Annotated in this window: 21 protein-coding genes; 5 read left to right on the forward strand and 16 right to left on the reverse strand. The window is 39.5% G+C overall.

Going from position 1 to position 23,122, the window contains the following annotated elements; translation table 11 throughout:
- Positions 1-86: 86 nt before the first annotated feature.
- Positions 87-500 (reverse strand): peptide-methionine (R)-S-oxide reductase MsrB, encoded by a 414-nt coding sequence (msrB, locus tag PR809_RS08030; protein WP_102138663.1) that lies wholly within the window; start codon positions 498-500, stop codon positions 87-89.
- 355 nt (positions 501-855) lie between these two features.
- Here msrB and gapA point away from each other — a divergent pair, with 355 nt between their 5' ends.
- Positions 856-1,851, forward strand: a complete 996-nt coding sequence (gene gapA / locus PR809_RS08035; RefSeq protein WP_004911198.1) for a glyceraldehyde-3-phosphate dehydrogenase — start codon at positions 856-858, stop codon at positions 1,849-1,851.
- Between the two features lie 284 nt (positions 1,852-2,135).
- Entirely contained in the window at positions 2,136-3,017 is an 882-nt protein-coding gene (locus tag PR809_RS08040) for a D-hexose-6-phosphate mutarotase (RefSeq protein WP_102138664.1), read from the forward strand.
- Between the two features lie 115 nt (positions 3,018-3,132).
- Here the strand turns inward: PR809_RS08040 and PR809_RS08045 are convergent, their stop codons facing one another.
- From PR809_RS08045 to fadR, 4 genes are all read right to left on the reverse strand, one after another.
- Positions 3,133-3,885 (reverse strand): MipA/OmpV family protein, encoded by a 753-nt coding sequence (locus PR809_RS08045; protein WP_102138665.1) that lies wholly within the window; start codon positions 3,883-3,885, stop codon positions 3,133-3,135.
- A 137-nt stretch (positions 3,886-4,022) separates the two neighbouring features.
- On the reverse strand, positions 4,023-5,102 hold the full coding sequence (alr, locus tag PR809_RS08050) for an alanine racemase (protein ID WP_206276137.1): 1,080 nt from the start codon (positions 5,100-5,102) through the stop codon (positions 4,023-4,025).
- A 61-nt stretch (positions 5,103-5,163) separates the two neighbouring features.
- On the reverse strand, positions 5,164-6,465 hold the full coding sequence (locus tag PR809_RS08055; RefSeq protein WP_102138667.1) for a D-amino acid dehydrogenase: 1,302 nt from the start codon (positions 6,463-6,465) through the stop codon (positions 5,164-5,166).
- Positions 6,466-6,924: 459 nt separating this feature from the next.
- Positions 6,925-7,641: a fatty acid metabolism transcriptional regulator FadR gene (fadR, locus tag PR809_RS08060; RefSeq protein ID WP_102138732.1), complete on the reverse strand. Its 717-nt coding sequence runs from the start codon at positions 7,639-7,641 to the stop codon at positions 6,925-6,927.
- A 221-nt stretch (positions 7,642-7,862) separates the two neighbouring features.
- On the opposite strand from fadR, the gene nhaB reads away from it, so the two are divergent.
- Positions 7,863-9,413, forward strand: a complete 1,551-nt coding sequence (gene nhaB, locus PR809_RS08065; RefSeq protein WP_166264869.1) for a sodium/proton antiporter NhaB — start codon at positions 7,863-7,865, stop codon at positions 9,411-9,413.
- Between the two features lie 151 nt (positions 9,414-9,564).
- The gene (dsbB, locus tag PR809_RS08070) at positions 9,565-10,080 is read left to right on the forward strand and encodes a disulfide bond formation protein DsbB (protein WP_102138669.1); all 516 of its coding nucleotides are present in this window, start codon (positions 9,565-9,567) and stop codon (positions 10,078-10,080) included.
- 57 nt (positions 10,081-10,137) lie between these two features.
- Here dsbB and PR809_RS08075 read toward each other — a convergent pair whose 3' ends face one another.
- The 4 genes from PR809_RS08075 to PR809_RS08090 form a co-directional block, all read right to left on the reverse strand.
- A complete protein-coding gene (locus PR809_RS08075; RefSeq protein ID WP_206276136.1) occupies positions 10,138-12,420 on the reverse strand; it encodes an FdhF/YdeP family oxidoreductase in 2,283 nt (760 codons plus the stop codon).
- 290 nt (positions 12,421-12,710) lie between these two features.
- A complete protein-coding gene (locus PR809_RS08080; protein ID WP_102138733.1) occupies positions 12,711-13,010 on the reverse strand; it encodes a DUF333 domain-containing protein in 300 nt (99 codons plus the stop codon).
- Between the two features lie 45 nt (positions 13,011-13,055).
- Entirely contained in the window at positions 13,056-13,388 is a 333-nt protein-coding gene (locus tag PR809_RS08085) for a DMT family transporter (protein WP_102138671.1), read from the reverse strand.
- Between the two features lie 107 nt (positions 13,389-13,495).
- Entirely contained in the window at positions 13,496-14,695 is a 1,200-nt protein-coding gene (locus tag PR809_RS08090) for a sugar transporter (RefSeq protein WP_206276135.1), read from the reverse strand.
- Between the two features lie 369 nt (positions 14,696-15,064).
- Between PR809_RS08090 and PR809_RS08095 the strand changes: the two genes are divergently transcribed.
- Positions 15,065-15,286, forward strand: a complete 222-nt coding sequence (locus PR809_RS08095; RefSeq protein ID WP_102138673.1) for a DUF2594 family protein — start codon at positions 15,065-15,067, stop codon at positions 15,284-15,286.
- A 177-nt stretch (positions 15,287-15,463) separates the two neighbouring features.
- Here the strand turns inward: PR809_RS08095 and PR809_RS08100 are convergent, their stop codons facing one another.
- From PR809_RS08100 to PR809_RS08130, 7 genes are all read right to left on the reverse strand, one after another.
- Positions 15,464-15,742, reverse strand: a complete 279-nt coding sequence (locus PR809_RS08100) for a hypothetical protein (protein WP_102138674.1) — start codon at positions 15,740-15,742, stop codon at positions 15,464-15,466.
- Between the two features lie 199 nt (positions 15,743-15,941).
- Complete coding sequence (locus PR809_RS08105) at positions 15,942-17,324, reverse strand: alanine/glycine:cation symporter family protein (RefSeq protein ID WP_102138675.1); 1,383 nt, start codon at positions 17,322-17,324, stop codon at positions 15,942-15,944.
- 346 nt (positions 17,325-17,670) lie between these two features.
- Positions 17,671-18,552, reverse strand: coding sequence for a protease HtpX (gene htpX, locus PR809_RS08110; RefSeq protein ID WP_166264854.1), 882 nt, complete (start codon positions 18,550-18,552; stop codon positions 17,671-17,673).
- 419 nt (positions 18,553-18,971) lie between these two features.
- Positions 18,972-19,475 (reverse strand): cell envelope biogenesis protein TolA, encoded by a 504-nt coding sequence (locus PR809_RS08115; protein ID WP_206276134.1) that lies wholly within the window; start codon positions 19,473-19,475, stop codon positions 18,972-18,974.
- Positions 19,476-19,759: 284 nt separating this feature from the next.
- Positions 19,760-21,802: a carboxy terminal-processing peptidase gene (gene prc, locus PR809_RS08120; protein ID WP_102138677.1), complete on the reverse strand. Its 2,043-nt coding sequence runs from the start codon at positions 21,800-21,802 to the stop codon at positions 19,760-19,762.
- A gap of 19 nt (positions 21,803-21,821) precedes the next feature.
- Entirely contained in the window at positions 21,822-22,511 is a 690-nt protein-coding gene (proQ, locus tag PR809_RS08125) for an RNA chaperone ProQ (RefSeq protein WP_102138678.1), read from the reverse strand.
- A gap of 110 nt (positions 22,512-22,621) precedes the next feature.
- The gene (locus PR809_RS08130; protein WP_102138679.1) at positions 22,622-23,104 is read right to left on the reverse strand and encodes a GAF domain-containing protein; all 483 of its coding nucleotides are present in this window, start codon (positions 23,102-23,104) and stop codon (positions 22,622-22,624) included.
- Positions 23,105-23,122: the final 18 nt, after the last annotated feature.

The following is a 23,122-nucleotide window of genomic DNA, read 5'->3' on the forward strand; positions in this document are numbered from 1 at the left end:
CACATTATTTTATTTTTCTCGATCTCAGCCAAAAGCTGAATCGTTTTTGTTATTATCATAGAATAGCTTCAGCAACCTTCAGCTCTTTATCCACGTGTCTTTTCACCGCTATCATCATCAATAAAGCTTAATGATGCTGAATTAATGCAGTAACGCTGACCGGTAGGCTGAGGACCGTCTGGAAATACATGCCCTAAGTGCGCATTACAGTGTTGACAACGAACCTCAATACGATGCATTCCATGAGAGAAATCCTCAATGTATTTGATGGCCTCTTCATTAACCGGTTGATAAAAGCTTGGCCAACCACAACCTGCATCAAATTTGGTCTCAGACATAAATAAAGGTGTACCACAACATAAGCATTCGTACACACCGTCTTTACGGTTATGCAATAATTGACCACTAAAGGGTGGCTCTGTACCGGCTTGTTGTGTAACATAACGCTGCATCTCATTTAACTTTGAGATATCAATAGGTTGGTTATCTTTATTTGACATGTCATCCCTAAATATTTAAATGACTAAACGGTTTAATGGTTATCATACATCAATTTCAATCAACAAAAAATTAACAACATTTTCTGTAAAACTATTCTAAACTAAGATGCATCTTACTTTCCGTTTTGATTTGTGAACCGTATCACATATATCACTGATAGATGGTTTCATTATGCCGTACAATCCCGATAATACGTGCGGCTGTATTTGCCGCTGAAGTGGCTGACAAATAAGCAATTGGTGGTATCAGAATTGATTTTTTTCAATAATTGACACGATTCCGCTTGACGGCTGGCAAGGTTTTGGTAACTTTAACTACAACTTAATTCACGAATAAATAGCTGGTGGAAATACTATGACTATCAAAGTAGGTATTAATGGTTTTGGTCGTATTGGCCGTATCGTTTTCCGTGCTGCACAAGAGCGTTCTGACATCGAAATCGTTGCTATCAACGACCTGCTCGATGCAGAATATATGGCGTACATGCTGAAATACGACTCAACTCATGGTCGTTTCAACGGTACTGTTGAAGTTAAAGATGGTCACCTAGTTGTAAACGGCAAAAAAATCCGTGTAACAGCAGAAAAAGATCCTGCAAACCTGAAATGGAACGAAGTCGGTGTTGACGTCGTTGCTGAAGCAACAGGTATCTTCTTAACTGATGAAACTGCACGTAAACACATCCAAGCAGGCGCTAAGAAAGTTGTTCTGACTGGCCCTTCTAAAGATGATACTCCTATGTTCGTTATGGGCGTTAACCACAAAGCTTACGCAGGTCAAGAAATCGTTTCTAACGCATCTTGTACAACTAACTGCTTAGCTCCACTGGCTAAAGTTATCAACGACAAATTCGGTATCGTTGAAGGCTTAATGACAACTGTTCACGCAACAACTGCAACTCAAAAAACAGTTGATGGTCCTTCTCATAAAGACTGGCGTGGTGGTCGTGGTGCTGCTCAAAACATCATCCCTTCATCAACCGGTGCTGCTAAAGCTGTAGGTAAAGTTATCCCTGAACTGAATGGCAAACTGACTGGTATGTCTTTCCGTGTACCTACGCCTAACGTTTCTGTTGTTGACTTAACTGTTCGTTTAGAAAAACCAGCAACTTATACTCAAATCTGTGATGCTATCAAAGAAGCAGCAGCAGGCGAGCTGAAAGGCGTTCTGGGTTACACTGAAGATGACGTTGTATCAACTGACTTCAACGGTGAAAAACTGACTTCAGTATTTGATGCTAAAGCAGGTATCGCACTGAACGACAACTTTGTTAAATTAGTTTCTTGGTATGACAACGAAACAGGTTACTCTAACAAAGTATTAGACCTGATCGCTCACATCTCTAAATAAGAGCTGTCGTGTAATCTGTCTAACTGAGCCGCCAATTGGCGGCTCTTTTGTACCGTATCCAATAACAAATTAACACTTCATATTTTCTGCTATATCGCTTATGGTTGATCTCTCATTGGATACGCTATAAACACAACTTATTTTAGAATGAATACTATTCACTGCGGCTTTAAGTATGCCGGACAGATACTCTAAATAATTCAAGTGAATGAACACCGTCAACAATGCTGCAGTTTAATGTATGACGAGTATTCACTCTGTTTCATTAACACAGGCCTAATACCATGCACGATAAACTTTTTGCATTACCGGTCATCAAACAAGTCTCCGCTTACATCACTCAACGCCAACTTGGTGAGCTTCCACTCATTGTTATCTCGCATCCTAAGGTGCGTGGGGCCGTCAGTTTACAAGGCGCCCAACTTATTGATTGGCAACCTGCGGGGCAAAAACCTTGCTTGTGGCTAAGTTCAGAGAGTGCTTTTAAAGAAGGCGTTGCTATCCGCGGTGGTATTCCTATTTGTTGGCCTTGGTTTGGTCCTGTAGCTAGTCCTAGTCATGGTTTTGCACGAATTCTACCTTGGCAATTCACTGCACATAATGAACATGAAGATGGTGTTATTTTAACCTTCACATTAACAGATACAGAATATACCCGTAAATTATGGCCCCATGAGTTCACCCTGATCCTACGAATGAAACTAGGTGAAACATGTGAGCTTGAACTAGAAAGTTATGGGGACTTCGAAACGACTGCTGCATTACACAGTTATTTCAATATCAGCGATATTCAAAAAGCCACTGTATATGGATTAGGTGGCCACTATTTCGATAAAGTCGCAGATAAAGAAGCTTATGTAAATGAACCACTGAAATTTAATAAACATACCGACCGTATTTATTCAGAACCAGAGGAATACAGCCTCTTACGTGATGACGGATGGGCTCGTACAATAGAAATTCACCATTACCATAATAGTGATGTTGTCTGTTGGAACCCTTGGGCAGAATTATCATGCAGTATGGGCGATATGCCAAATAATGGGTACAAACAGATGGTTTGTGTAGAAACAGCAAGGATCAACGTCCCAATGAAAAGTGATGCGCAGCACCCTGCTCGCCTTTCATTAGTGATGGTCAGCCGTGATAATAAGCCGCAAGATTAATTATCCATTCTAAGCATATAAGATCTAGGCACATCAAATTTCTAGATAGATAAAATTAGCCCCTGATAATCATCATGATATCAGGGGCTAAATAATTTAATATTCTATAACAAACTTAGAATGTGTAAGTGACGCCCGTCCACATAATGGCAGAAACATCTTTATTTACCATTGGGCTATCTTTCACTTCACTTGGCAGGCGGTCAACACGGCCCATTGCGAATACCGTCCAATTTTCATCAAAGCGGTAATTCCCTGTCACCTCAACGTATGGTGTCCAACTTGAACCTGGGTTATAGCGTTTTAAACCGCTATTACGTGATTCTTTAGAAGACACGCCATATTCATAACGGTTTTGGTTCTTACTATCCCATTTAATACCCAGACCTGGAGTGATTGACCATTTGTCACCTTCAAAGCCATACAGGTAGGCAAACTCACCACGAATACCATTACTGATACCTAAAATATCACCAGAAATATTCGTTCTCAGTGTACCCCAATCAGCTTTATGACGATAAGTCAGCCCCGTCATCACCGTATCACGGCGGCGGTCTAACTCGCGCATCGCTTTATCATCATTGTCTTTAGGTTTAAAAAATTGTGGGTAATAATAAGCATCCAATGATAACTGGTCTTGTGTATCATTCCATAAATAATAACCCGCAGCTAATGTATGAAAATAGAAATTCTCACTGTCATAATTAACAATAGGCACTGGCGTGACATAATCACGGCTCTTAATTCCTTTATAAGGTGTTGACTGCGCTAATACCGAACCACCAACAGACCAAGTTCCTGCAAATGCGGCCCCAGATAACACACTCAGAGCCATCGCAAGTGTCGTTAATTTAATTGCTTTTGACATATTATATTTAACCTAAAAATAATGAGAAATAGATCACATTCTATATGTTATATCAATATAGTTGCAATCCAAACATTCTTAACCAAAATCACACGTAAAGCTAAATTTTTACTATTTTCAGTATGATTGGTTAATATTTATTCTACTTTATTTTCATAAGAAATAGGAACTCTTTTCGCAAGCGCACAAAGTAGCTCATAACCAATTGTCCCCGCTGCTTGTGCAACCTCATCAACCGGTAAATTTTGCCCCCATAACTCCACTCGCTCACCAAGTTTAACATCGTCACAATCACTAATATCAATAGTCAGCATATCCATCGAAACAGCCCCCAGTAGTGCACAGCGCTTTCCTTTGCACCATACCGGCGTTCCATTTGCAGCATGCCGAGGGTATCCATCTGCATAACCACAAGCGACTGTTGCAATACGCATAGGTTTAGTTGATGTAAACCGGCTACCATAACCAATTGATTGCCCAGCTGGGATTTCATGGATAGCAATCACTTCTGATTGCAATGTCATCGCTGCTTTCAAACCCAACCCAAATATATCTGCAGATTTTCCACTTGGGGAAGCGCCATACAACAAAATGCCAGTACGAACCCAATCATATTGGGTTTGTTTATGCCACAATGTCGCTCCTGAATTTGCAATACAGGTTTCTAACGATAAGTGTTCGAATTGTTGAATTTGTTGGAACGGTTCTACAACACCTGTTTTGGTATCTGAATTCGCAAAATGACTCATTAACGTTAAATGGCGTATATTCGGCATTTTAAATAACCGTTGTACTACACTTTCGTATTCGCTCGGTGAAAAACCTAAGCGATTCATTCCGCTATTTAGTTTGATATAGACTGAAATCGGTGATGATAATTGAGCATTCTCAATGGCAAATAATTGCCACTCACTATGCACGCTTGTCGTTAAATTATATTGGTCAATCAATTGCAAGTCTTGAGGCTGGAAAAAGCCTTCTAGCAATAGAATTGGCCCCTTCCACCCTTCTTTTCGTAACAAAATTGCTTCGTCAAAATCCAACACCCCAAAACCATCAGTTTCTTTCAGCGCTGACCAAATCTGCTTGATACCGTGACCATAACCGTCTGCTTTCATAACTGACCAAATTTTCGATTTTCCAACATGTTGCCGTACGATAGACAAATTGTGTTGTAAATTTTGTAGATGAATAACAGCACTTATTGGGCGCGGCATTTAAATTCCTTAATACATTTAATTAATTCTAAAATTACAATGATGCCAAAACATCAAATACTTAGCGTGCCGGCGTTAAATCACCATGCGTAACCAACTTGGTATTAAAACCATCAAGATATCTAAATACCGATAAATCATCAGACGCTATCTCTGGTGTATTCCCTGAAATTATATCTGCCAGTAGTTTCCCTGCACCACAAGCCATTGTCCAACCCAATGTCCCATGCCCTGTATTTAAATATAAATTACTGTATGCAGTCGGCCCAACTATCGGAGTACCATCCGGTGTCATTGGACGCAACCCTGTCCAAAATTGTGCTTGTTCGATGTCACCACCGCCTTGATACAAATCTTGTACCACCATTTTCAATGTTTCGCAGCGTTTTTTCAGTATATTCAAATTAAACCCAACAACTTCAGCCATTCCACCGACGCGAATACGCTCATCAAACCGCGTTACTGCAATTTTGTATGTCTCATCCAAAATGGTGGAGGTTGGCGAACGCTGCTCATCAATAATCGGCATGGTTAATGAATAGCCTTTCAGTGGATAGACTGGGATTTGAACCAAACTTTGTAGTATTGAAGTAGAGTAAGAGCCCATTGCAACAACATAGCGGTCCGCTTGCAAAATTTCACCATCAATTTTGACGCCACTCACCTTATTGCCTTCAGTTAAAATCTGCTCAACATGGCCACCAAATTTGAATTTAACGCCTGAGTTTTGTGCCATTTTGGCTAATTTTTTAGTAAATTGCTGGCAATCCCCCGTTTCATCATTCGGTAACCGCAGCCCACCGGTAAGCTTATGCTTAACAAATTCTAACGCAGGTTCGGCTTTAACTAGTTCATTTGATGTCAGTAATTCGTATGGAACACCTTCTTGCTGTAAGACCGCAATGTCATTGGCTGCATTATCAAACTGCTCAGCAGTACGGAAAATCTGTAAAGTACCACCTTGGCGGGCTTCATATTCAATACCTGTATCCGCTCTTAATTGACGAATACAATCACGGCTGTATTCTGCAATGCGCACCATACGGCTTTTATTCATTGCATAATGTTGAATATCGCAATTCTTTAACATCTGCCACATCCAGCGCAGCTGAAATAACGTGCCATCTGGACGTATCGCCAAGGGGGCGTGTTTTTCAAACATCCATTTCACCGCTTTAAGAGGGATCCCAGGTGCACCCCATGGGGTCGCATATCCAGGGGATACTTGCCCTGCATTGGCGGCACTTGTTTCTTCTGCCACATCATGTTGCCTATCCACCACCAGCACTTCGTGCCCTTCTTGTGCTAAATACCACGCGGTTGTCACACCGATAACGCCTGCGCCTAACACTAGAATTTTCATCGCTTCCCCACAAAATAAAAGTCTGCACCATTTCTTTTAGGATAATATTCTAGGAAATATTTGCCAATGTGGTGAATTAACACTTTTAACAATACAGTTAAAAAATTTAAATTTGGTCACATTTTCTTTACATGTCGATATTAAATTCCAGCTTAAAATTCAAACAAAAAATAAATTAACTTAAATTCAATAGGATAAAAAAAATGAATTCTTAGTTATTTCTTAATTTAGAATTTTCTATCGATTCACGTGAGGCGCCCAATAAAATCAATTTATTTTATTAAACTAAGAAGAGGACGTTTGATGGTATTAAATACCAATAAACAAATAAAGATTGGTTTTTCACTTCATTCAAGTGAACAATGGCTATTTGGCTAAAATCTGTCAATGATTAATGATAAAAAACCAGCATACTGATACAACACAACATGCTGGCCTTATGGGATTAATGTCAGTTAACTAGCGGCTTTGTGCTAAATCTGAAGGCATATTACTTTGCATACTATGCCAAATCATTCCGCTTTCTTTTCCATAAGTACGCACACAATCCATAATACGGTCATAGGCTTGCTCACGACAAAGATGGCTTAATTGTTGGTAGAAGTTCAACGCTAAGCGCCTCGCTTCAGGGTTCGAAAAATAATAGCGGCCAACACGGGTATACAGCCCTCTTAACCCGTTAATAATCAGACCATAAATTGGGTTACCAGATGCAAATGCAAGCCCACGGAAAATGTTATAATCCAAATCACTGAATGCATCTGAATTATCTTCCACTTTTTCCCGCCCAGCTAACACTTCTATTGATTTCTCTGGGTTATTCCGAAAGGCTGTGCGAATAAAGATTGCCGCAATATTGGTACGTACTGCCAATAAATTATCAATGAGTTGCGGCACTCTATCGTGATCAAGCCTAGCCAGTGTCTCCAAAATATTTAGACCTGACGTTTCCCAATAGTTATTCACTTTCGTTGGTTTACCATGCTGAATGGTTAACCAACCGTCACGAGCCAAACGCTGTAACACTTCTCGTAAGGTTGTTCTGGTCACACCAATTAATTCCGAAAGCTCACGCTCAGCGGGTAAAATTGAACCTGGTGGAAAGCGGTTGTTCCATATGCTCTCAATAATATACTCTTCCGCGAAACCGGCCGGACTTTGAGCTTTAATAACCATATTTTTATTATTCCAAACATTTAGACGGATATTGAGCAAATCATACCAGATTGTCATCACCTGATATAGTTAGACTAAAAATAAAGGGTGAAGCAAATCATATAATTTCCATATAATTCATACGCTCTCAATTAGCAAATATGCTTAAAATCTGTAAGAGATAAGAGTAGTATGTATAACACAGTACACGACATCCGCATAAAAGAGGATAACGAACCATAATGGATTTTAGTTTAAAAACAGCTTTTTTGAAAAATTTTCTGGGAAATTCGCCTGATTGGTACAAATTAGCAATTATTATATTCCTAATAATTAACCCTATTGTCTTTTTCTTTATCAGCCCCTTCGTTGCAGGCTGGCTATTAGTTGCTGAATTTATATTCACATTAGCAATGGCACTTAAATGTTACCCATTGCAGCCCGGCGGTCTTTTAGCCATAGAGGCCGTTCTCATTGGCATGACGACCCCTGCTCAAATTTCACATGAAATTAGCAATAACCTTGAAGTTATCTTGTTACTGATTTTTATGGTAGCGGGTATCTATTTCATGAAGCAATTGCTTTTGTTTGTTTTTACCAAGCTGTTGATAAATGTGCGTTCTAAACGAATTCTTTCCCTTGCTTTTTGTATAGCGAGTGCATTTTTATCTGCATTTTTAGATGCATTAACCGTTATTGCTGTGGTCATTAGCGTTTCAATTGGTTTTTATTCTATCTATCACCAGTATGCCTCTAACCAGTCCAGCAACACTGACCTACAAAACGATGGTTTCATTAACAATGCAGAGCAAAAACAAACCCTCGAGCAGTTTAGGGCTTTTTTACGAAGCTTGATGATGCATGCAGGTATTGGTACAGCGCTTGGTGGTGTCATGACCATGGTGGGTGAACCACAGAACCTTATCATTGCAAAACATGTCAATTGGGACTTCATTACCTTCTATATCCGTATGGCTCCTGTAACCATACCCGTTTTTGTTTGTGGCTTAGTCGTCTGTTTTGTCGTTGAAAAATTTAAACTATTTGGCTACGGTGCTGAGCTTCCAGACTCTGTACGCCAAATTTTAACTGAGCACGATAAAAAACAGACGGCTAAACGTACCAAAAGAGATCTTGCACAGTTAGTTGTTCAAGGATTAATTGGTATTTGGTTGATAGTCGCCCTTGCTTTCCATTTAGCTGAAGTTGGTCTGATTGGTCTATCCGTTATCGTACTTGCTACCGCATTTTGTGGCATCACAGAAGAGCATGCATTGGGTAAAGCCTTCGAGGAAGCGTTACCTTTTACCGCTTTATTAACTGTCTTCTTTAGTATTGTTGCTGTTATTATTGACCAGCAATTATTCACCCCATTTATTCAGTTTGTATTGCAATCCTCTGAATCATCGCAACTCTCCTTATTTTATCTCTTTAATGGCCTGCTTTCTGCTGTATCAGATAACGTTTTCGTAGGGACAGTTTATATTACTGAGGCTTTAAAAGCGGCAAATGACGGTTTGGTGTCAACGGAACAATACCAGTTTTTAGCCGTGGCAATTAATACAGGGACTAACTTGCCTTCAGTTGCAACACCTAATGGCCAAGCTGCCTTCTTGTTTTTATTAACATCCGCGTTATCACCGCTGATCCGCTTATCTTATGGCCGTATGGTTTGGATGGCGCTGCCATATACCATCGTAATGACAATTGTTGGGCTATTAGGGGTAGAGTTCTGGCTAGTACCAATCACGCATTGGATGGAAAGTATTGGGTTGATAACATTCGCTCAATAACCATACTTTAAAACAATTAGCCGTACACCAATACGGCTAATTGTAATATTAGGTAAAGCCCTATCTAAAATTGCATTATTTCACTTTAATTACTTTTTTTATCGGTCTGATAGAGGCAAAATGGGCGCATCACTCAATTAGGATACTAAGTATGTTCAGATTTTTTAACTACTGCTCACAAGGAAGAGGCGCTTGGCTACTTATGGCCTTTATTGCCTTTATACTCGAGTGTGCTGCTTTATATTTTCAGCATGTTATGAAGCTACAACCATGCGTTATGTGTATCTATGAACGCGTTGCATTACTTGGGATTATGGTTGCTGGCATAATTGGCGCAGTGGCACCGCGAAACATGGTGATACGCTGGGTTGCCATGCTTATTTGGGTTTACTCTGCTTGGCGCGGTTTAGATCTTGCATGGGAACATACCATGCTACAGCTTTATCCTTCCCCATTTGCCTCTTGTGATTTTTTCGTTAATTTCCCTGATTGGTTACCATTACAAGAATGGGTACCTGCAGTGTTTGAAGCGACAGGTGACTGTGCTGTTAGGCAGTGGGCATTCTTAGGGCTGGATATGCCACAATGGTTAATTGGCATCTTCGCGGCTTATCTCTTAGTTGCCATCATTGTTATCATCAGCCAGTTCTTCCCAGCCAAAAAATAATCTTTAAGACCCCAAATGTTACGTTCAACATTTGGGGTTTCTAAAACTTAAATCTGTTTATTGAATAACTCGTTCTAATTTCACGGGAATATTTTTATACGCAGGAATACCACATTGCGGGTCGAAATTATCTAACGAAATTAGATTATTAGCTTCAGGAAAATAAGTAGCAACGCTGCGGTCTGCCATATCATAAATCACGACAGTGAGGTTATCTAAACGGCGTTTTGTCGGTTTCTGCTCACGATCTAATGCAATGAGATTAACTTTATCCCCCGCCTCTAACTTCTGTTTTTGGGCTTCTGCACCACTGATGAAAACAACATCTCGCTGCCCAAACACACCACGGTATCGGTCATTTAACCCATAAATTGTTGTATTGTACTGATCATGGCTACGCAATGTCGCCAAAATCAATTCGCTATTTACCGCTGAATTCGGGTCTTCAATAACGCCCTCTGTCGGTACAAAGTTAGCTTTACCTGATTGCGTTAACCAACGACGCTCAGAAGCAGCGTTAGTCAGATGGAACCCTCCAGGTATTTTAATACGTGCGTTATAATCATCAAAACCAGGCAGTACCGCTTCCATCGCATCGCGGATCAAGTCGTAATTACCGATAAAATCATCCCATTCAACTTTACTCTGCGGTATTGCCGCTCTCGCTATCCCTGCAACAATCGCACACTCGGATTTAAGATAAGGGCTACAAGGTTTAAGTAAACCTTTTGATGCGTGAACCATCGACATGGAGTCTTCTACCGTAACGCATTGCACACCACTGCTTTGTCTGTCTATCTCACTACGCCCTAATACAGGTAATATGAATGTCTGCTTAGCGGTTAATAAATGAGAACGATTTAGTTTAGTTGCTGTATGGACGGCTAAATCAAGCTTTTTCATACCTGAAAAACAAGCGTCTCTATCTGGCATTGCAACTGCTAAGTTTCCACCCATACAAATTAACGCATTGGCTTTTCCTTCAGAAATTGCTTGCATACTAGCCACTGCTGCATGGCCAAATTCACTTGGTGGTTTAAAACCAAATCGTTGTTCAATTTTGTCTAAAAAGCTTTTTGACGGTTTCTCTGTAATGCCAACCGTTCTGTCACCCTGAACATTCGAATGGCCGCGCAATGGGCAAATACCCGCACCTTCGCGGCCAATATTACCTTTTAGTAGCAGTAAATTAACGAGTTGCTGCACATTTTGCGTACCATGTTCGTGCTGAGTGATCCCCATGCCATAACAAATAATAGTGCTTTTTGCCTCAATATAAAGGTCGGCAATCTCTTCAATAGACTCACGAGGTAAACCAGAAACCCTCAAGATATCTTTCCAGCTTGTTGTCTGTAAGTCATTTTTTAAAGCTTCATAACCCTGTGTATGAGTTGATATGAACTCAGTATCGAGAATAGGTTCTTTTCCTGCATCCACAGCGGCTTGGTGCTTTTCAATCAACAACTTCATGACACCTTTAAGTAAAGCTGTGTCTCCACCGATACGAACCTTATAATAGTGCCCTGCTAAAGGTGTAGACTCTAGCGTTAGCATTTCTACCACGTCTTGCGGGTAGGCAAAACGCTCAAGACCGCGTTCTCTCAAAGGATTTATTGCAATGATTTTTGCGCCGCGTTTAGAAACTTCGCGCAATGAACTCAACATCCTTGGATGGTTAGTCCCCGGGTTATGACCTATACAAATAACTAAGTCCGCTTTATCAAAATCGTCTAACAATACTGTCGCCTTACCAACACCAATGGAATCAGCAAGACCAACACTCGTTGGCTCATGGCACATATTTGAACAATCAGGGAAATTATTTGTTCCATATTCACGAGCCAGCAATTGATATAAGAATGCGGCTTCATTTGAAGTTCGACCGGAGGTATAAAATTCAACAGTATTTGGGTCTGAATAACTTTGTAAACGCGTACCTATTTGCTGAAAGGCCTCTTCCCATTCGATAGGTTCATATTTATCGGTTTGTGAATTATATTTCATCGGGTGAGTTAGACGGCCTTCATCTTCTAAATGGAAGTCATCCCACTCAAGTAATTCTGTAACGGTGTATTTAGAAAAAAATTCCGGGGTTGTTTTTTTAGATGTCGCTTCCCAAGCAATTGCCTTTGCCCCATTCTCACAAATATCAAATGACGCTGTGTGTACAGGATCAGGCCACGCGCAGCCAGGGCAGTCAAAACCGTCCACCTTATTCATTTCAAACATCGCAATGATATCGTGCCCGACTTTCATTTGGCCGCGTAACGCTTCTGCAACTGCTTTTACAGCCCCCCAACCTGCAGCGGGGCCATCATACTCTTCAATTTTCTTTTTCATTAGGCATTACTCTTTAATAAATGTAAACGTCTTTATATGTGCTTTTATAATTATCTAAAATATTCTTTATTATTTAATATTAGTAATTTCGTCATTAAATATCAATAATTAAAATAAACACCTAAATAGATGCTCATAATTAGACGGCCTATATATGATTAATAAAAAACATAATTAATAAAATGAAATATAGGAATATTAAAATAGAATAGATTAGAATGGGAATATAGCGTTAATTAACCTCTTATTAATAATTAATAGGAGGTTAATTAACTTCATAAAAAGAAGAGTTATATGCAAGAGCCCGATTGTATAATGTCAACAGCACAACGTTTACCATTCGCAAATTGACATACGGCAGTTTGTGAACCATTTAATTCTAATGTCAATGCAGGTAAGCCCCCCGCTGACACACAAGCTTCTTGCGCACCAGGCCCTAAATTGACCACTTGCTGGGCATACTGACTCGCGGAATGTTCCACAGACTTATCTACGTTTGAGCTACCACACGCAGATAGCATGACAGATATCACCCCAGCAAGTGACATTGCTATTACTGGTTTTAAAAATTGACTAACCCGATGCCTCATTTTTGTTTCCCCAATCATGCTGCCTGAATATCCTGCACCAACGGTTTAGTGCCCACCACTTTTTGAAAATAAATTGATGACTAAGACACCAATAATAATTAATAGCATACCAATAATTGCAGGTAAATCGAGTTTTTGGTTGTAAATATAAATTGCAGCGATGGAAACCAACACAATTCCCAAACCTGACCAAATTGCATAAGCAATACCTAATGGCATGGTTTTCACCACCTGTGAAAGCCCCCAAAAAGAGACTGCATAACCGATAATAACAATCAAAGACGGCCAAAAACGACTAAAACCATCAGATGCTTTTAATGTTGTCGTTGCAATGACTTCAGCAATAATAGACATCAATAAGAAACCTAGACCCTTCATTGTCTTTCCTTATTATTAGAATGAGTTACTCAGGTAACAACAAAAAAGCTCTGTTTATCATTAAAATAACACAGAGCTTTCATCTTTACGTCATAATGAAATGCGAGTTAGTGATTTGCAGCAGCGCCTATTCTATCGCTAAGGGTGTCACTATAGCGCCTGAATAAATAGACACATAATGCGAAAGCTATAAGACCAATCACACCACCAATGTAACCAATCTGAGTCATCCCCATATGGACAATAACTTGATTACCTAGCAGCGCCCCTGCACCAATACCGATGTTGAAAATTCCAGAGAAAATTGACATTGCCAAATCGGTGGCATCTGGAGATAAATCAATCACCTTAACTTGCATCCCTAAACCAATGCACATCATTGCCATTCCCCAGAACACGGATAACATCACCAAAGACCAAACATCTCTGCCTAATGGCATCAGCAATAATAAACAAATCGTCATAAATGCGATTGCTGCGGGTAAGAATGATAATGAAAACTTGCTGCTGTAGCGACTGAATATGACGCTGCCAACAATACCAGCTCCACCAAAAATCAGCAGGAGTAAAGTTGCAAAATTTTGGCTTTGTAATGCAACTTCTCGAACAAAAGGCTCAATATAACTGTAAGCCGTAAAATGTGCGGTTACTGCTAACACCGTTAATGCAAACATTCCAACGAGTGCCGGCCGTTGAAATAGCATAGGCACACTTTTTAACGAACCGGAATGTTCACTTGGTAACCGAGGTAAAAAACGGATCAAGACAACCATAGTAAACAATGCAATAACACCGATACCTAAGAATGTCGCTCGCCAACCTAAGAATTGCCCAACCACTCGGCCAAGGGGAAGACCTAATACTGTCGCTAATGCAGTCCCCGTCGCTAATAATCCAAGTGCTTGAGCTTTTTTACCTGCGGGGGCAACCCGAATAGCCAACGATGCCGTAATTGACCAAAATACAGCATGAGATAAAGCCACACCAATACGTCCTGCAATTAAAATATCAAAACTCCATGCAAAACCAGAAATAATATGGCTAATAATAAAGATAACAAATAAGAAGCCTAATAATTTACGGCGCTCTATTTTACTGGTTAATAACATTAAAGGTAGCGACATCAAAGCCACAACCCACGCATAGATTGTTATCATCAAACCAGTATGTGCGACCGTCATATCAAAGCTTTTTGCAATATCACTGAGTAATGCAACAGGTACAAACTCTGTTGTATTAAAAACAAATGCAGCAACCGCTAATGCTATTACACGGATCCAAGCTGTTTTTCTAGAAACTTGCGTCATATTTCTTTTAGCCTTCACTTTCCCACAAATAACAGATACCAACAGCTTAATTGGATGTAAAAATTGCTGCAAAAAGACATTGGTATTTAGTACAGGATTGAGTCGTTACTGAGCAACCTCTGTTGCCAATAACTCTTTTTGTGAATTGTATCACAATTTTTTATTGTTCATAAAGACTCCTTCCTACCTACTGGCAAGAAAAACAGCGGGCCTAGTAATTATTAGCGCCTCCTACATCCTATTTAATCGTTCGTTCAAATTTAACGCATTAATCTGAATATTTATAACATTCAGTTATCTGAAAACACATAGTATTACTTTCTATGCTACAATCTTGCTATTATTTTTTATGCTTAAAGGACCTTTTTAATGAAAAACCATTTTCCTACTGAACCTAACGTTAATACTTTAGCGGATGAAGTTACTTGTCTAAAAAATTTACTGACGCATATGTTAAAAGCTATCGGCCAAGCTGATGCAGGTAAAATTTTAATCAAGATGCAACGTGAAATTGCACAAATGGAAGACGAAAAACAGGCAGAAACCTATAAAAACACGTTAGAACAAATAAAAACAGGGTATCGCCAATAGATTATTTAGCGATAAATGCTATTTTAAGGATATATATACTATTGAGTGGTTTAAACTGCACAAATAACTAAGTTTTAATCATGAAAATCATCTATCTTTGTTCATGAATTAAACCATTCTTTATTCATTTAGCTCCCCCTTCAGAACCCTATGAAGGGGGCTTTTTTTTTCTACAACTTATGCATTATTCCGCTTATAAATATCTTGGCAATGCTGAATATATTCATCAACTGTCGTATCAGCGGTTTGTTTATCCCAGCTTTTCTGCTCTTCAAAAGCCCACACTTGAAATGTTTGCCCTAAGTTAGCCCCTGACATGCCAACTTGCTTATAGACTCGATGGTAAAAACCTTGCTCAGAATGATAGATCTCAAATTTAAATGGAACTAACCTAGCGGGGTTTGTCGTTGTCAAAAATTCATTACCAAACAATAACGTTTTCTCCAGAATATCCATTCTATCCCCTTGTTTAATTTATAAAATACGCATGGTTTACAACTTCTCTTCTAAGCATAGCGCATTTAACGCCATTCTGTAATTTTACCGATAAAAATAGATGATTTATATATTACCCATCGATAAGCTTTATGAATAAGAGGGGGATATTGAAGAAATAATAAGCTTCATCATTAAAATGAAGCTTATTATCAATCGATTATGATTTATTGTCGTACAACTGTTTTGCCATATCAATGCTATCTGCGTTCACATCTTTTATATGGTCTCGTGTTAACCGATAAACAACAGGGCTTAAAAGTAACAGAGCAATTAAATTAGGGATCGCCATCATAGCATTTAGTGTATCCGCTAATAACCAAACAAAATCAAGTGATTGCGTTGCACCAATAGGTAAAGCTATTAACCATAAAACTCGGTACGGTTTTATTGCTCGCAACCCGAATAAATATTGCACACATTTTTCGCCATAGAAACTCCAACCCAAAATGGTGGTGAATGCAAATATGGCTAATGCAATAGCAACAATGTAATTTCCACCTGGAATGGCTGTTTGGAATGATGATGCGGTTAGTGTCGCTCCGGTTTCACTGGTCAGCCAGCCACCAGTAATAATGATGGTTAATCCTGTAACAGAACACACAATGATAGTGTCAATGAATGTCCCTAACATCGCAATAAGCCCTTGGCGAATAGGATTTTGTGTTTTTGCAGCAGCGTGGGCGATAGGTGCACTTCCCAAACCCGCTTCATTGGAAAACACGCCTCGTGCAACCCCAAAACGTATTGCAGCCCATACCGCCGCACCTGCAAACCCACCTTGAGCAGCGACAGGGTTAAAAGCTGAGGTCACGACCAAAGAGAGCGCACCTGGGATCTCCTTAAAATAGATACCAAGCACAATGACACCTGCGCCAAAATAAGCCACAGTCATAAATGGGACAAGTTTTCCTGCAACATCAGAGATACGTCGTAATCCACCAATCAATACCGCACCGACTAATAAAACTAATACCCCCGCCGTCAACCATTTATGCACACCAAAGTTACTTTCTAGTACATCTGCAACAGAGTTAGCTTGTACCGTATTTCCGATACCAAAGCTAGCACATGCACCGAAAAAGGCAAACAGCGTTCCTAACCAAATCCATTTAGGGCCTAACCCATTTTTAATGTAGTACATTGGGCCACCAATATACTGACCATATTTATCCACTTCACGAAAACGAACTGCTAACACGGCTTCGGAGTACTTAGTTGCCATTCCGACCAAAGCCGTCATCCACATCCAAAATAACGCGCCAGGCCCTCCCATGACGACCGCAGTTGCGACCCCAGCTATATTCCCCGTGCCAATAGTGGCCGATAACGCTGTCATTAATGCGTTAAAAGGTGATATTTGCCCCTCACCTCGTGACTCATTCTTTTGAAACAATAGCTTAAAGCCTGTTCCAATTTTTCTTATCGGTAGGAATGCAAGCCGAATTTGCATATAAATGCCAACGCCTAAGATCCCAACAAGCATTGGTACTCCCCACACCACACCATTTAGTTCACTTAACCACGTCGTTATCAAATCCATCCTACCCCCAATTAATTCATATCAATTAACATATCAATAAAATTCATAACATTTCCTTATCAATCTAATAAAGATTAAAAGTAGAATAAAAGCGAACAAAATTTCTAAAATTCATCATTTAAAATAAAAGATTGTGAGTAAGCTCACTTGTGATTTATCAATTGCAGTTATAAATACAATTAATTGCGAGTCGTCATTAAAATTGAGTTAATTGAATATGGGTTGATATTTTTGAGGGGATATGTGTCACATACTGTTTCAATAAAAAAGCCCAGTAATTAAACAATTACTGGGCAGATACTAAAATTATTGTCTACTTAAAGCTAACTTTAGACGATTATTTAGGCTACTTTAAATATTCACCTGAACGTAATGCTTCGATACGTTTGTCTAATGGTGGGTGCGATAAAAATAATTCACTGAATGCTTTACCACGACCATTGATACAAAATGCCATCAAACGACCTTCTTCTTGTGGTTCATAGCTCGTTTTTAACCGTTGCAATGCCGCTATCATCTTTTCACGCCCCACTAATTTTGCCGAGCCAGCATCCGCGTGGAACTCACGGTAACGAGAGAACCACATAGTAATGATGCTCGCCAAAATACCAAAGACGATTTCAAGCACCATGGAAACCGCAAAATAGACCATTGGGTTACCATTGCTACTTTCACTTTCGTTATCACTGTTGGACATAAAACCTGCCGCAACCTGTGCAATAATACGTGAAATAAAGATAACGAACGTGTTCACCACACCTTGCAATAAGGTCATCGTTACCATGTCGCCATTTGCGATATGGCTAATTTCATGAGCAATTACAGCTTCAGCTTCATCACGGCTCATATTTTCTAATAACCCGGTACTCACCGCGACAAGCGAAGCATCACGTCGCGCGCCCGTAGCAAACGCATTGATATCTGGTGCATGATAAATAGCCACTTGTGGCATCTTAATACCAACTTGTTGTGCTTGGCGCTCAACGGTTGATACTAACCACTGTTCCATTTGGTTACGTGGCGTTTCGATAACCTCACCGCCCACTGATTTCAGAGCCATCCATTTGGACATTAATAGTGATATGAAAGCACCACCAAAACCAAACAGACCAGCCATGATCATAAGACCTTGGACACTACTCCCTCTGATCCCAGTTAAACTTAGGATTATCCCAAACACAAACATAACTGCTAAGTTTGTGAGTAAGAATAAAGCAATTCTCATCATTTTTTATGTATTCCTTGGTAAAAACAAATATACGTAGAATTTACTTTATAAATAAGGTTTTTTCACACTTTTTCAAGTGCATTAACGCGAAAACCCTAAAAAATAACATAACTTTACATAGCTACATGCAAAACTCATTGGTATCTGCTAATTAAATGATAACTTTTGATGGTGAAATTTTTAACCATTTGTTTTTTTAGGTTCATTTTATAACCATCTAAATTTAAAGTTATTTTTCATTGAAACGATAAAGCTAGTTTGTCAATCACCAAAAACAATTTAGTGTATTTATCTATCTTATCATCCACTTTGCTTGTCAAATGAATGAATATTCAATTTTACTTTTATTTTATTAAAAAATAATGCCACATTAAGTGGCACTATTATGTTTTATTGTAATTTGCAGTTTTATTTTCGAACTAATTAGTTTTCTCTTTAGTCGATTTTGTTGCTTTCTCTTTTACGGCTTTTGCCGATTCTTTGTCTGTCCCTTTACTAACTTTATCTTTTACGTCTTTAACTTCTTTATCCGCAGCTTTGCTGGCCTTCTCTTTTACTGTCTTAGCTGTGCCAGATGCTTTATCACTTGCCTTGTCTGCTTTATCAGAAACGGTTTTACTGGCTTTGTCACTACTGTTTTTTATTGAGTCAGAAACCGATGATTTACTTGATTGCTTGACAACGCCTGTGCCAATCACCGCTCCAGCCGCTTTCGCTTTACTGTTAATATCGTTTTTTAATTCTATCGTACACACTTGCTCTGAACGGCTTGTTGACCCGTCATTACAGATAAACTTCTCCCCGTCACAACGGTCAATTCCTCCTTTACTTCCAGAACAAGGGTAATTTCTTGCATTCGCTGTATTAATAGATGCAACCATCATCACACTAACAGCCATTAATCCTATAAATAATTTACGCATGGTAATGCCTCATTGATAAGGAAACTATACCAAAAGTTTAGGATAAATTAAGTAAAGGTAAAGAAACCTATAGTTAATTATTAATTTCAGTTAGTCATTTTAAAAAATAAAGTAAACAAAGCATAAAACTGCATTAATTTGGGGACTATTTACTAAAAATATCATATTAACAATACATTAATGTTTAGCTTATATTTTGCGATAGCTATTAAGATGGTACAGGAAAACTTAAAAAATTAAGCCAGCTTAGGCGCTGGCTTAATTTGACAAATAATAAGAGGAAATTATTTATTATTTGATAATAACTTAGTATGTTGATTCGCTAAATCGACCGCCATTTTAACCGTTTCATCGAGGTATGGATCTGGCCCTTCGTAATCTTTAGGTAAATCATCAATTGATTTCAATAATGGTTTACCTTCTCGAGTATTACGTTCATTTATACGTTTCAATTTTGTCGCTTCAATTTCTGAATCTTCTTTTTGTCGCTCAGCATAGTTGAGTGAAATACGATTCTTACTCTCTTTGTTAACTTTATAGCGCGCAATATCTTCATCAATATAGTTGAACTCAGGATCTTTGCTAATACGCGCCAAATGCTGCGTTTTTATTGGCGATAAATCAGAAGAAACATCACCAACAGGCGTATATTTTGCCGGTGGAATGCTATCCCATGGCAATGCGTTGTCCTCAAAACTTTCACCTGTTTCAGCTGGATCCTGGCCTGTAGGCATGACCACATCAGGAGTCACCCCTTCACGCTGTGTACTTCCACCATTAACTCGGTAAAATTTCTGAATGGTATACTGAACGGAACCTAATGAAGGCCATTCTGGTTTTAGCATTTGATCGTAAACACGACTTAAACCACGGTGTTGCTGAACGGTTCCCTTACCAAAAGTCGGTTCACCGACAATCATCGCCCTACCGTAATCTTGCATTGCCGCAGCAAAGATCTCTGATGCGGATGCACTAAAACGGTCGACTAAAACAACAAGAGGACCTTTATAGTAAACAACGTCATCATCATCGATATCTTGGCGAACTTGGCCGTTATTATCACGAACTTGCACAATTGGCCCTTTCGGAATGAACAAGCCAGATAAAGAAACCGCTTCGGTTAATGCACCACCACCATTACCGCGTAAATCGATAACCAATGCGGAAACATTATCTTTTGCCAAGTTTTGTAATTGGGTTTTAACATCATTTGTTAAGCCGACATAAAAACCAGGAATATCTAAAACAGCAACTTTATCTTTACCTTGCTGTTTGATTGTCAGCTTGACTGCTCGGTCTTCTAGCCGGATCTGCTCCCGAACTATGGTGACAATATGTGGCTTCGCCCCTTTAGTATCAGAAACGACTTCTAACCGAACTTTGCTTCCTTTCGGGCCTTTGATTAAAGCAACCACATCATCAAGACGCCAGCCAACCACATCAACAATCGGTTTACCCGTTTGGCCTACACCGATAATTTTATCACCAACTTTTAGCTCTTTACTTTTAGCCGCAGGGCCTCCAGCAACTAACGAGTTGATAACTGTATTTTCGTCATCTTGCTGTAATACCGCACCAATTCCTTCTAATGATAAACTCATTTCTGAATTGAATTGTTCTGTATTACGAGGCGATAAATAACTTGTGTGCGGGTCGATTTCACGAGCGAAAGAGTTAACGATCAATTGAAACACATCTTCACTTTGCGCTTGCGTTAAACGCCTCAACGCAAAGTTATAACGCTTTGTCAGTTTCTCTTTGATTTCTTTGTCATCTTTCCCTGATAGTTTTAAATTCAACCAGTCATAACGCACTTTTTGGTCCCAAAGACGATCAAGCTCTTGCTTGTCTTTGGGCCATGGTGATTTAGAACGGTCAACTTCAATTGAATCAGTCGCATTTAAATCGATGGGTTGCTCTAAACGAGCTAGTGCATATTTAAAACGCTCGAAACGTCTTTCCTGAGACAGGTTATACAGGTCATAAAACGGATCTAATTTGCCATCCTCAAGCCATTGACCGACTTTGCCTTTATCTTTGGCGTATTGGTCAATATCGGATTGAAGTAAAACATTATGACCGAAATCTAACATATTAAGATAACGGTCAAATATCTTCCCAGAAAACGCATTGTCTAAATCAAATTGACGATAATGTGAGCGAGTAAACCGAGATGTGACTCTTTCACTCACTGTACCGTGTTGTACATTCTGTTTTAAGACAGGTAACTGAGCCGCAGTGACCGGAGCCACTGCTTGAGTATTAGCGACTGCACTGCCGAAAGTCGCTAGACTAACCACCAGTGCAATTTTAAGAAGTTTGTTCATGACCTGATTGACCTCCGTATCAGAACTTTAAATGTTCCGCGCGTACAATCATTGCCAGCCCTGTTGGCAATTGAACCCTAACACCGTCTTTTGCAATTTCCAGCACAGAGGCGTCCATCACACTAGTGCCCACTTTCACTTTCAAAGTTTGGCCAATCTGTAGTGCGTTGATATCAGTCACTGATTTCAGTTTTTGCTCTGGAGCTGGTGTATTACGACGAGAGTTCTTAGATGATGTATTTTGCGGACGTTCTTTATTCTCTGTTGGACGGCGGCGAGGTGCTCTTTCTTTAGTTGCATCTTGAGTACGCGGTGTTTTTTCACCCGTTTTTTGTGCAACTGGGCGTTTCTGTGCTTTCTGTTCAGCACGTTGTGCTTGAACGCGAGCTTTAGCCTCAGATAATTGTTGGCGCGCATGAGCAATATGTTCTGCGTCTAATTCGCCACAATCTTCACCGTTTAGGTCAACGCGTTTAGCGCCCTCTTTAACACCGTAAAGATAACGCCAGCTAGAAGTATACATGCGTAATGCAGAACGCAGTTGCGTTTTGCTAATACCATCTTCTTCTTTTAAGCACCCTACGATGTCTTGAAAAATTCCGACTTTTAACGGACGTGCTTCGCCTTCAGCGATAAAACAGCGAGGAAAACGCTCTGCTAGAAATGCGATAACTTCTTTACTACTATTCAACTTAGGTTGATTTTCCATGAAATTTCCTGATAACAACGATTTTGCCAACCTCACGGGCATGAACAAGCCGACATTATAATCGTGTTGCTGACAATTGCCACGTTACTATTAATTTAACTGACCATTATTTAATGATATTTAGGCATAGAACACATTGCCAAGTGTTGACACAGCTGGCTTACAAGGTGTTGTAACCCTTTTTCGTCTTCCTGGTCGAACTGGCTAATATTTGGGCTATCGATATCTAAAACCCCTATAGTTTGCCCATTAACTACCAAAGGAAAGACAATTTCTGCGTTACTTGCTGCATCACAGGCAATATGACCTGGGAATGCATGTACATCTTCTATACGCTGAACTTGGTTATTGCTAAAGGCTGTTCCACAAACGCCTTTACCAAAAGGGATCCGAACACATGCAACTTTACCTTGGAAAGGACCCAACACTAATTCTTGCCCATTACTGAGATAAAAACCAGCCCAGTTAACACCTTCTAAACATTCATATAATAATGCGCTGGTATTTGCTAAGGTTGCAATTAAATCATACTCACCTGCAAGTAGAGCAGAGAGATTGTCTGAAAGTTCAAGATAATACTTCTTTTTATCCATAATTATTTCTTGTAATAA

This window comes from Providencia sp. PROV201 (assembly GCF_028479545.1).
In the GTDB taxonomy this organism is placed as follows: domain Bacteria; phylum Pseudomonadota; class Gammaproteobacteria; order Enterobacterales; family Enterobacteriaceae; genus Providencia; species Providencia huaxiensis.

What these genes read in the sequence shown, in the direction of transcription:
- msrB (WP_102138663.1), bottom strand. Translation starts at nt 500, where the DNA reads ATGTCAAATAAAGATAACCAACCTATTGATATCTCAAAGTTAAATGAG.
- gapA (WP_004911198.1), top strand. Translation starts at nt 856, where the DNA reads ATGACTATCAAAGTAGGTATTAATGGTTTTGGTCGTATTGGCCGTATC.
- PR809_RS08040 (WP_102138664.1), top strand. Translation starts at nt 2,136, where the DNA reads ATGCACGATAAACTTTTTGCATTACCGGTCATCAAACAAGTCTCCGCT.
- PR809_RS08045 (WP_102138665.1), bottom strand. Translation starts at nt 3,885, where the DNA reads ATGTCAAAAGCAATTAAATTAACGACACTTGCGATGGCTCTGAGTGTG.
- alr (WP_206276137.1), bottom strand. Translation starts at nt 5,102, where the DNA reads ATGCCGCGCCCAATAAGTGCTGTTATTCATCTACAAAATTTACAACAC.
- PR809_RS08055 (WP_102138667.1), bottom strand. Translation starts at nt 6,465, where the DNA reads ATGAAAATTCTAGTGTTAGGCGCAGGCGTTATCGGTGTGACAACCGCG.
- fadR (WP_102138732.1), bottom strand. Translation starts at nt 7,641, where the DNA reads ATGGTTATTAAAGCTCAAAGTCCGGCCGGTTTCGCGGAAGAGTATATT.
- nhaB (WP_166264869.1), top strand. Translation starts at nt 7,863, where the DNA reads ATGGATTTTAGTTTAAAAACAGCTTTTTTGAAAAATTTTCTGGGAAAT.
- dsbB (WP_102138669.1), top strand. Translation starts at nt 9,565, where the DNA reads ATGTTCAGATTTTTTAACTACTGCTCACAAGGAAGAGGCGCTTGGCTA.
- PR809_RS08075 (WP_206276136.1), bottom strand. Translation starts at nt 12,420, where the DNA reads ATGAAAAAGAAAATTGAAGAGTATGATGGCCCCGCTGCAGGTTGGGGG.
- PR809_RS08080 (WP_102138733.1), bottom strand. Translation starts at nt 13,010, where the DNA reads ATGAGGCATCGGGTTAGTCAATTTTTAAAACCAGTAATAGCAATGTCA.
- PR809_RS08085 (WP_102138671.1), bottom strand. Translation starts at nt 13,388, where the DNA reads ATGAAGGGTCTAGGTTTCTTATTGATGTCTATTATTGCTGAAGTCATT.
- PR809_RS08090 (WP_206276135.1), bottom strand. Translation starts at nt 14,695, where the DNA reads ATGACGCAAGTTTCTAGAAAAACAGCTTGGATCCGTGTAATAGCATTA.
- PR809_RS08095 (WP_102138673.1), top strand. Translation starts at nt 15,065, where the DNA reads ATGAAAAACCATTTTCCTACTGAACCTAACGTTAATACTTTAGCGGAT.
- PR809_RS08100 (WP_102138674.1), bottom strand. Translation starts at nt 15,742, where the DNA reads ATGGATATTCTGGAGAAAACGTTATTGTTTGGTAATGAATTTTTGACA.
- PR809_RS08105 (WP_102138675.1), bottom strand. Translation starts at nt 17,324, where the DNA reads ATGGATTTGATAACGACGTGGTTAAGTGAACTAAATGGTGTGGTGTGG.
- htpX (WP_166264854.1), bottom strand. Translation starts at nt 18,552, where the DNA reads ATGATGAGAATTGCTTTATTCTTACTCACAAACTTAGCAGTTATGTTT.
- PR809_RS08115 (WP_206276134.1), bottom strand. Translation starts at nt 19,475, where the DNA reads ATGCGTAAATTATTTATAGGATTAATGGCTGTTAGTGTGATGATGGTT.
- prc (WP_102138677.1), bottom strand. Translation starts at nt 21,802, where the DNA reads ATGAACAAACTTCTTAAAATTGCACTGGTGGTTAGTCTAGCGACTTTC.
- proQ (WP_102138678.1), bottom strand. Translation starts at nt 22,511, where the DNA reads ATGGAAAATCAACCTAAGTTGAATAGTAGTAAAGAAGTTATCGCATTT.
- PR809_RS08130 (WP_102138679.1), bottom strand. Translation starts at nt 23,104, where the DNA reads ATGGATAAAAAGAAGTATTATCTTGAACTTTCAGACAATCTCTCTGCT.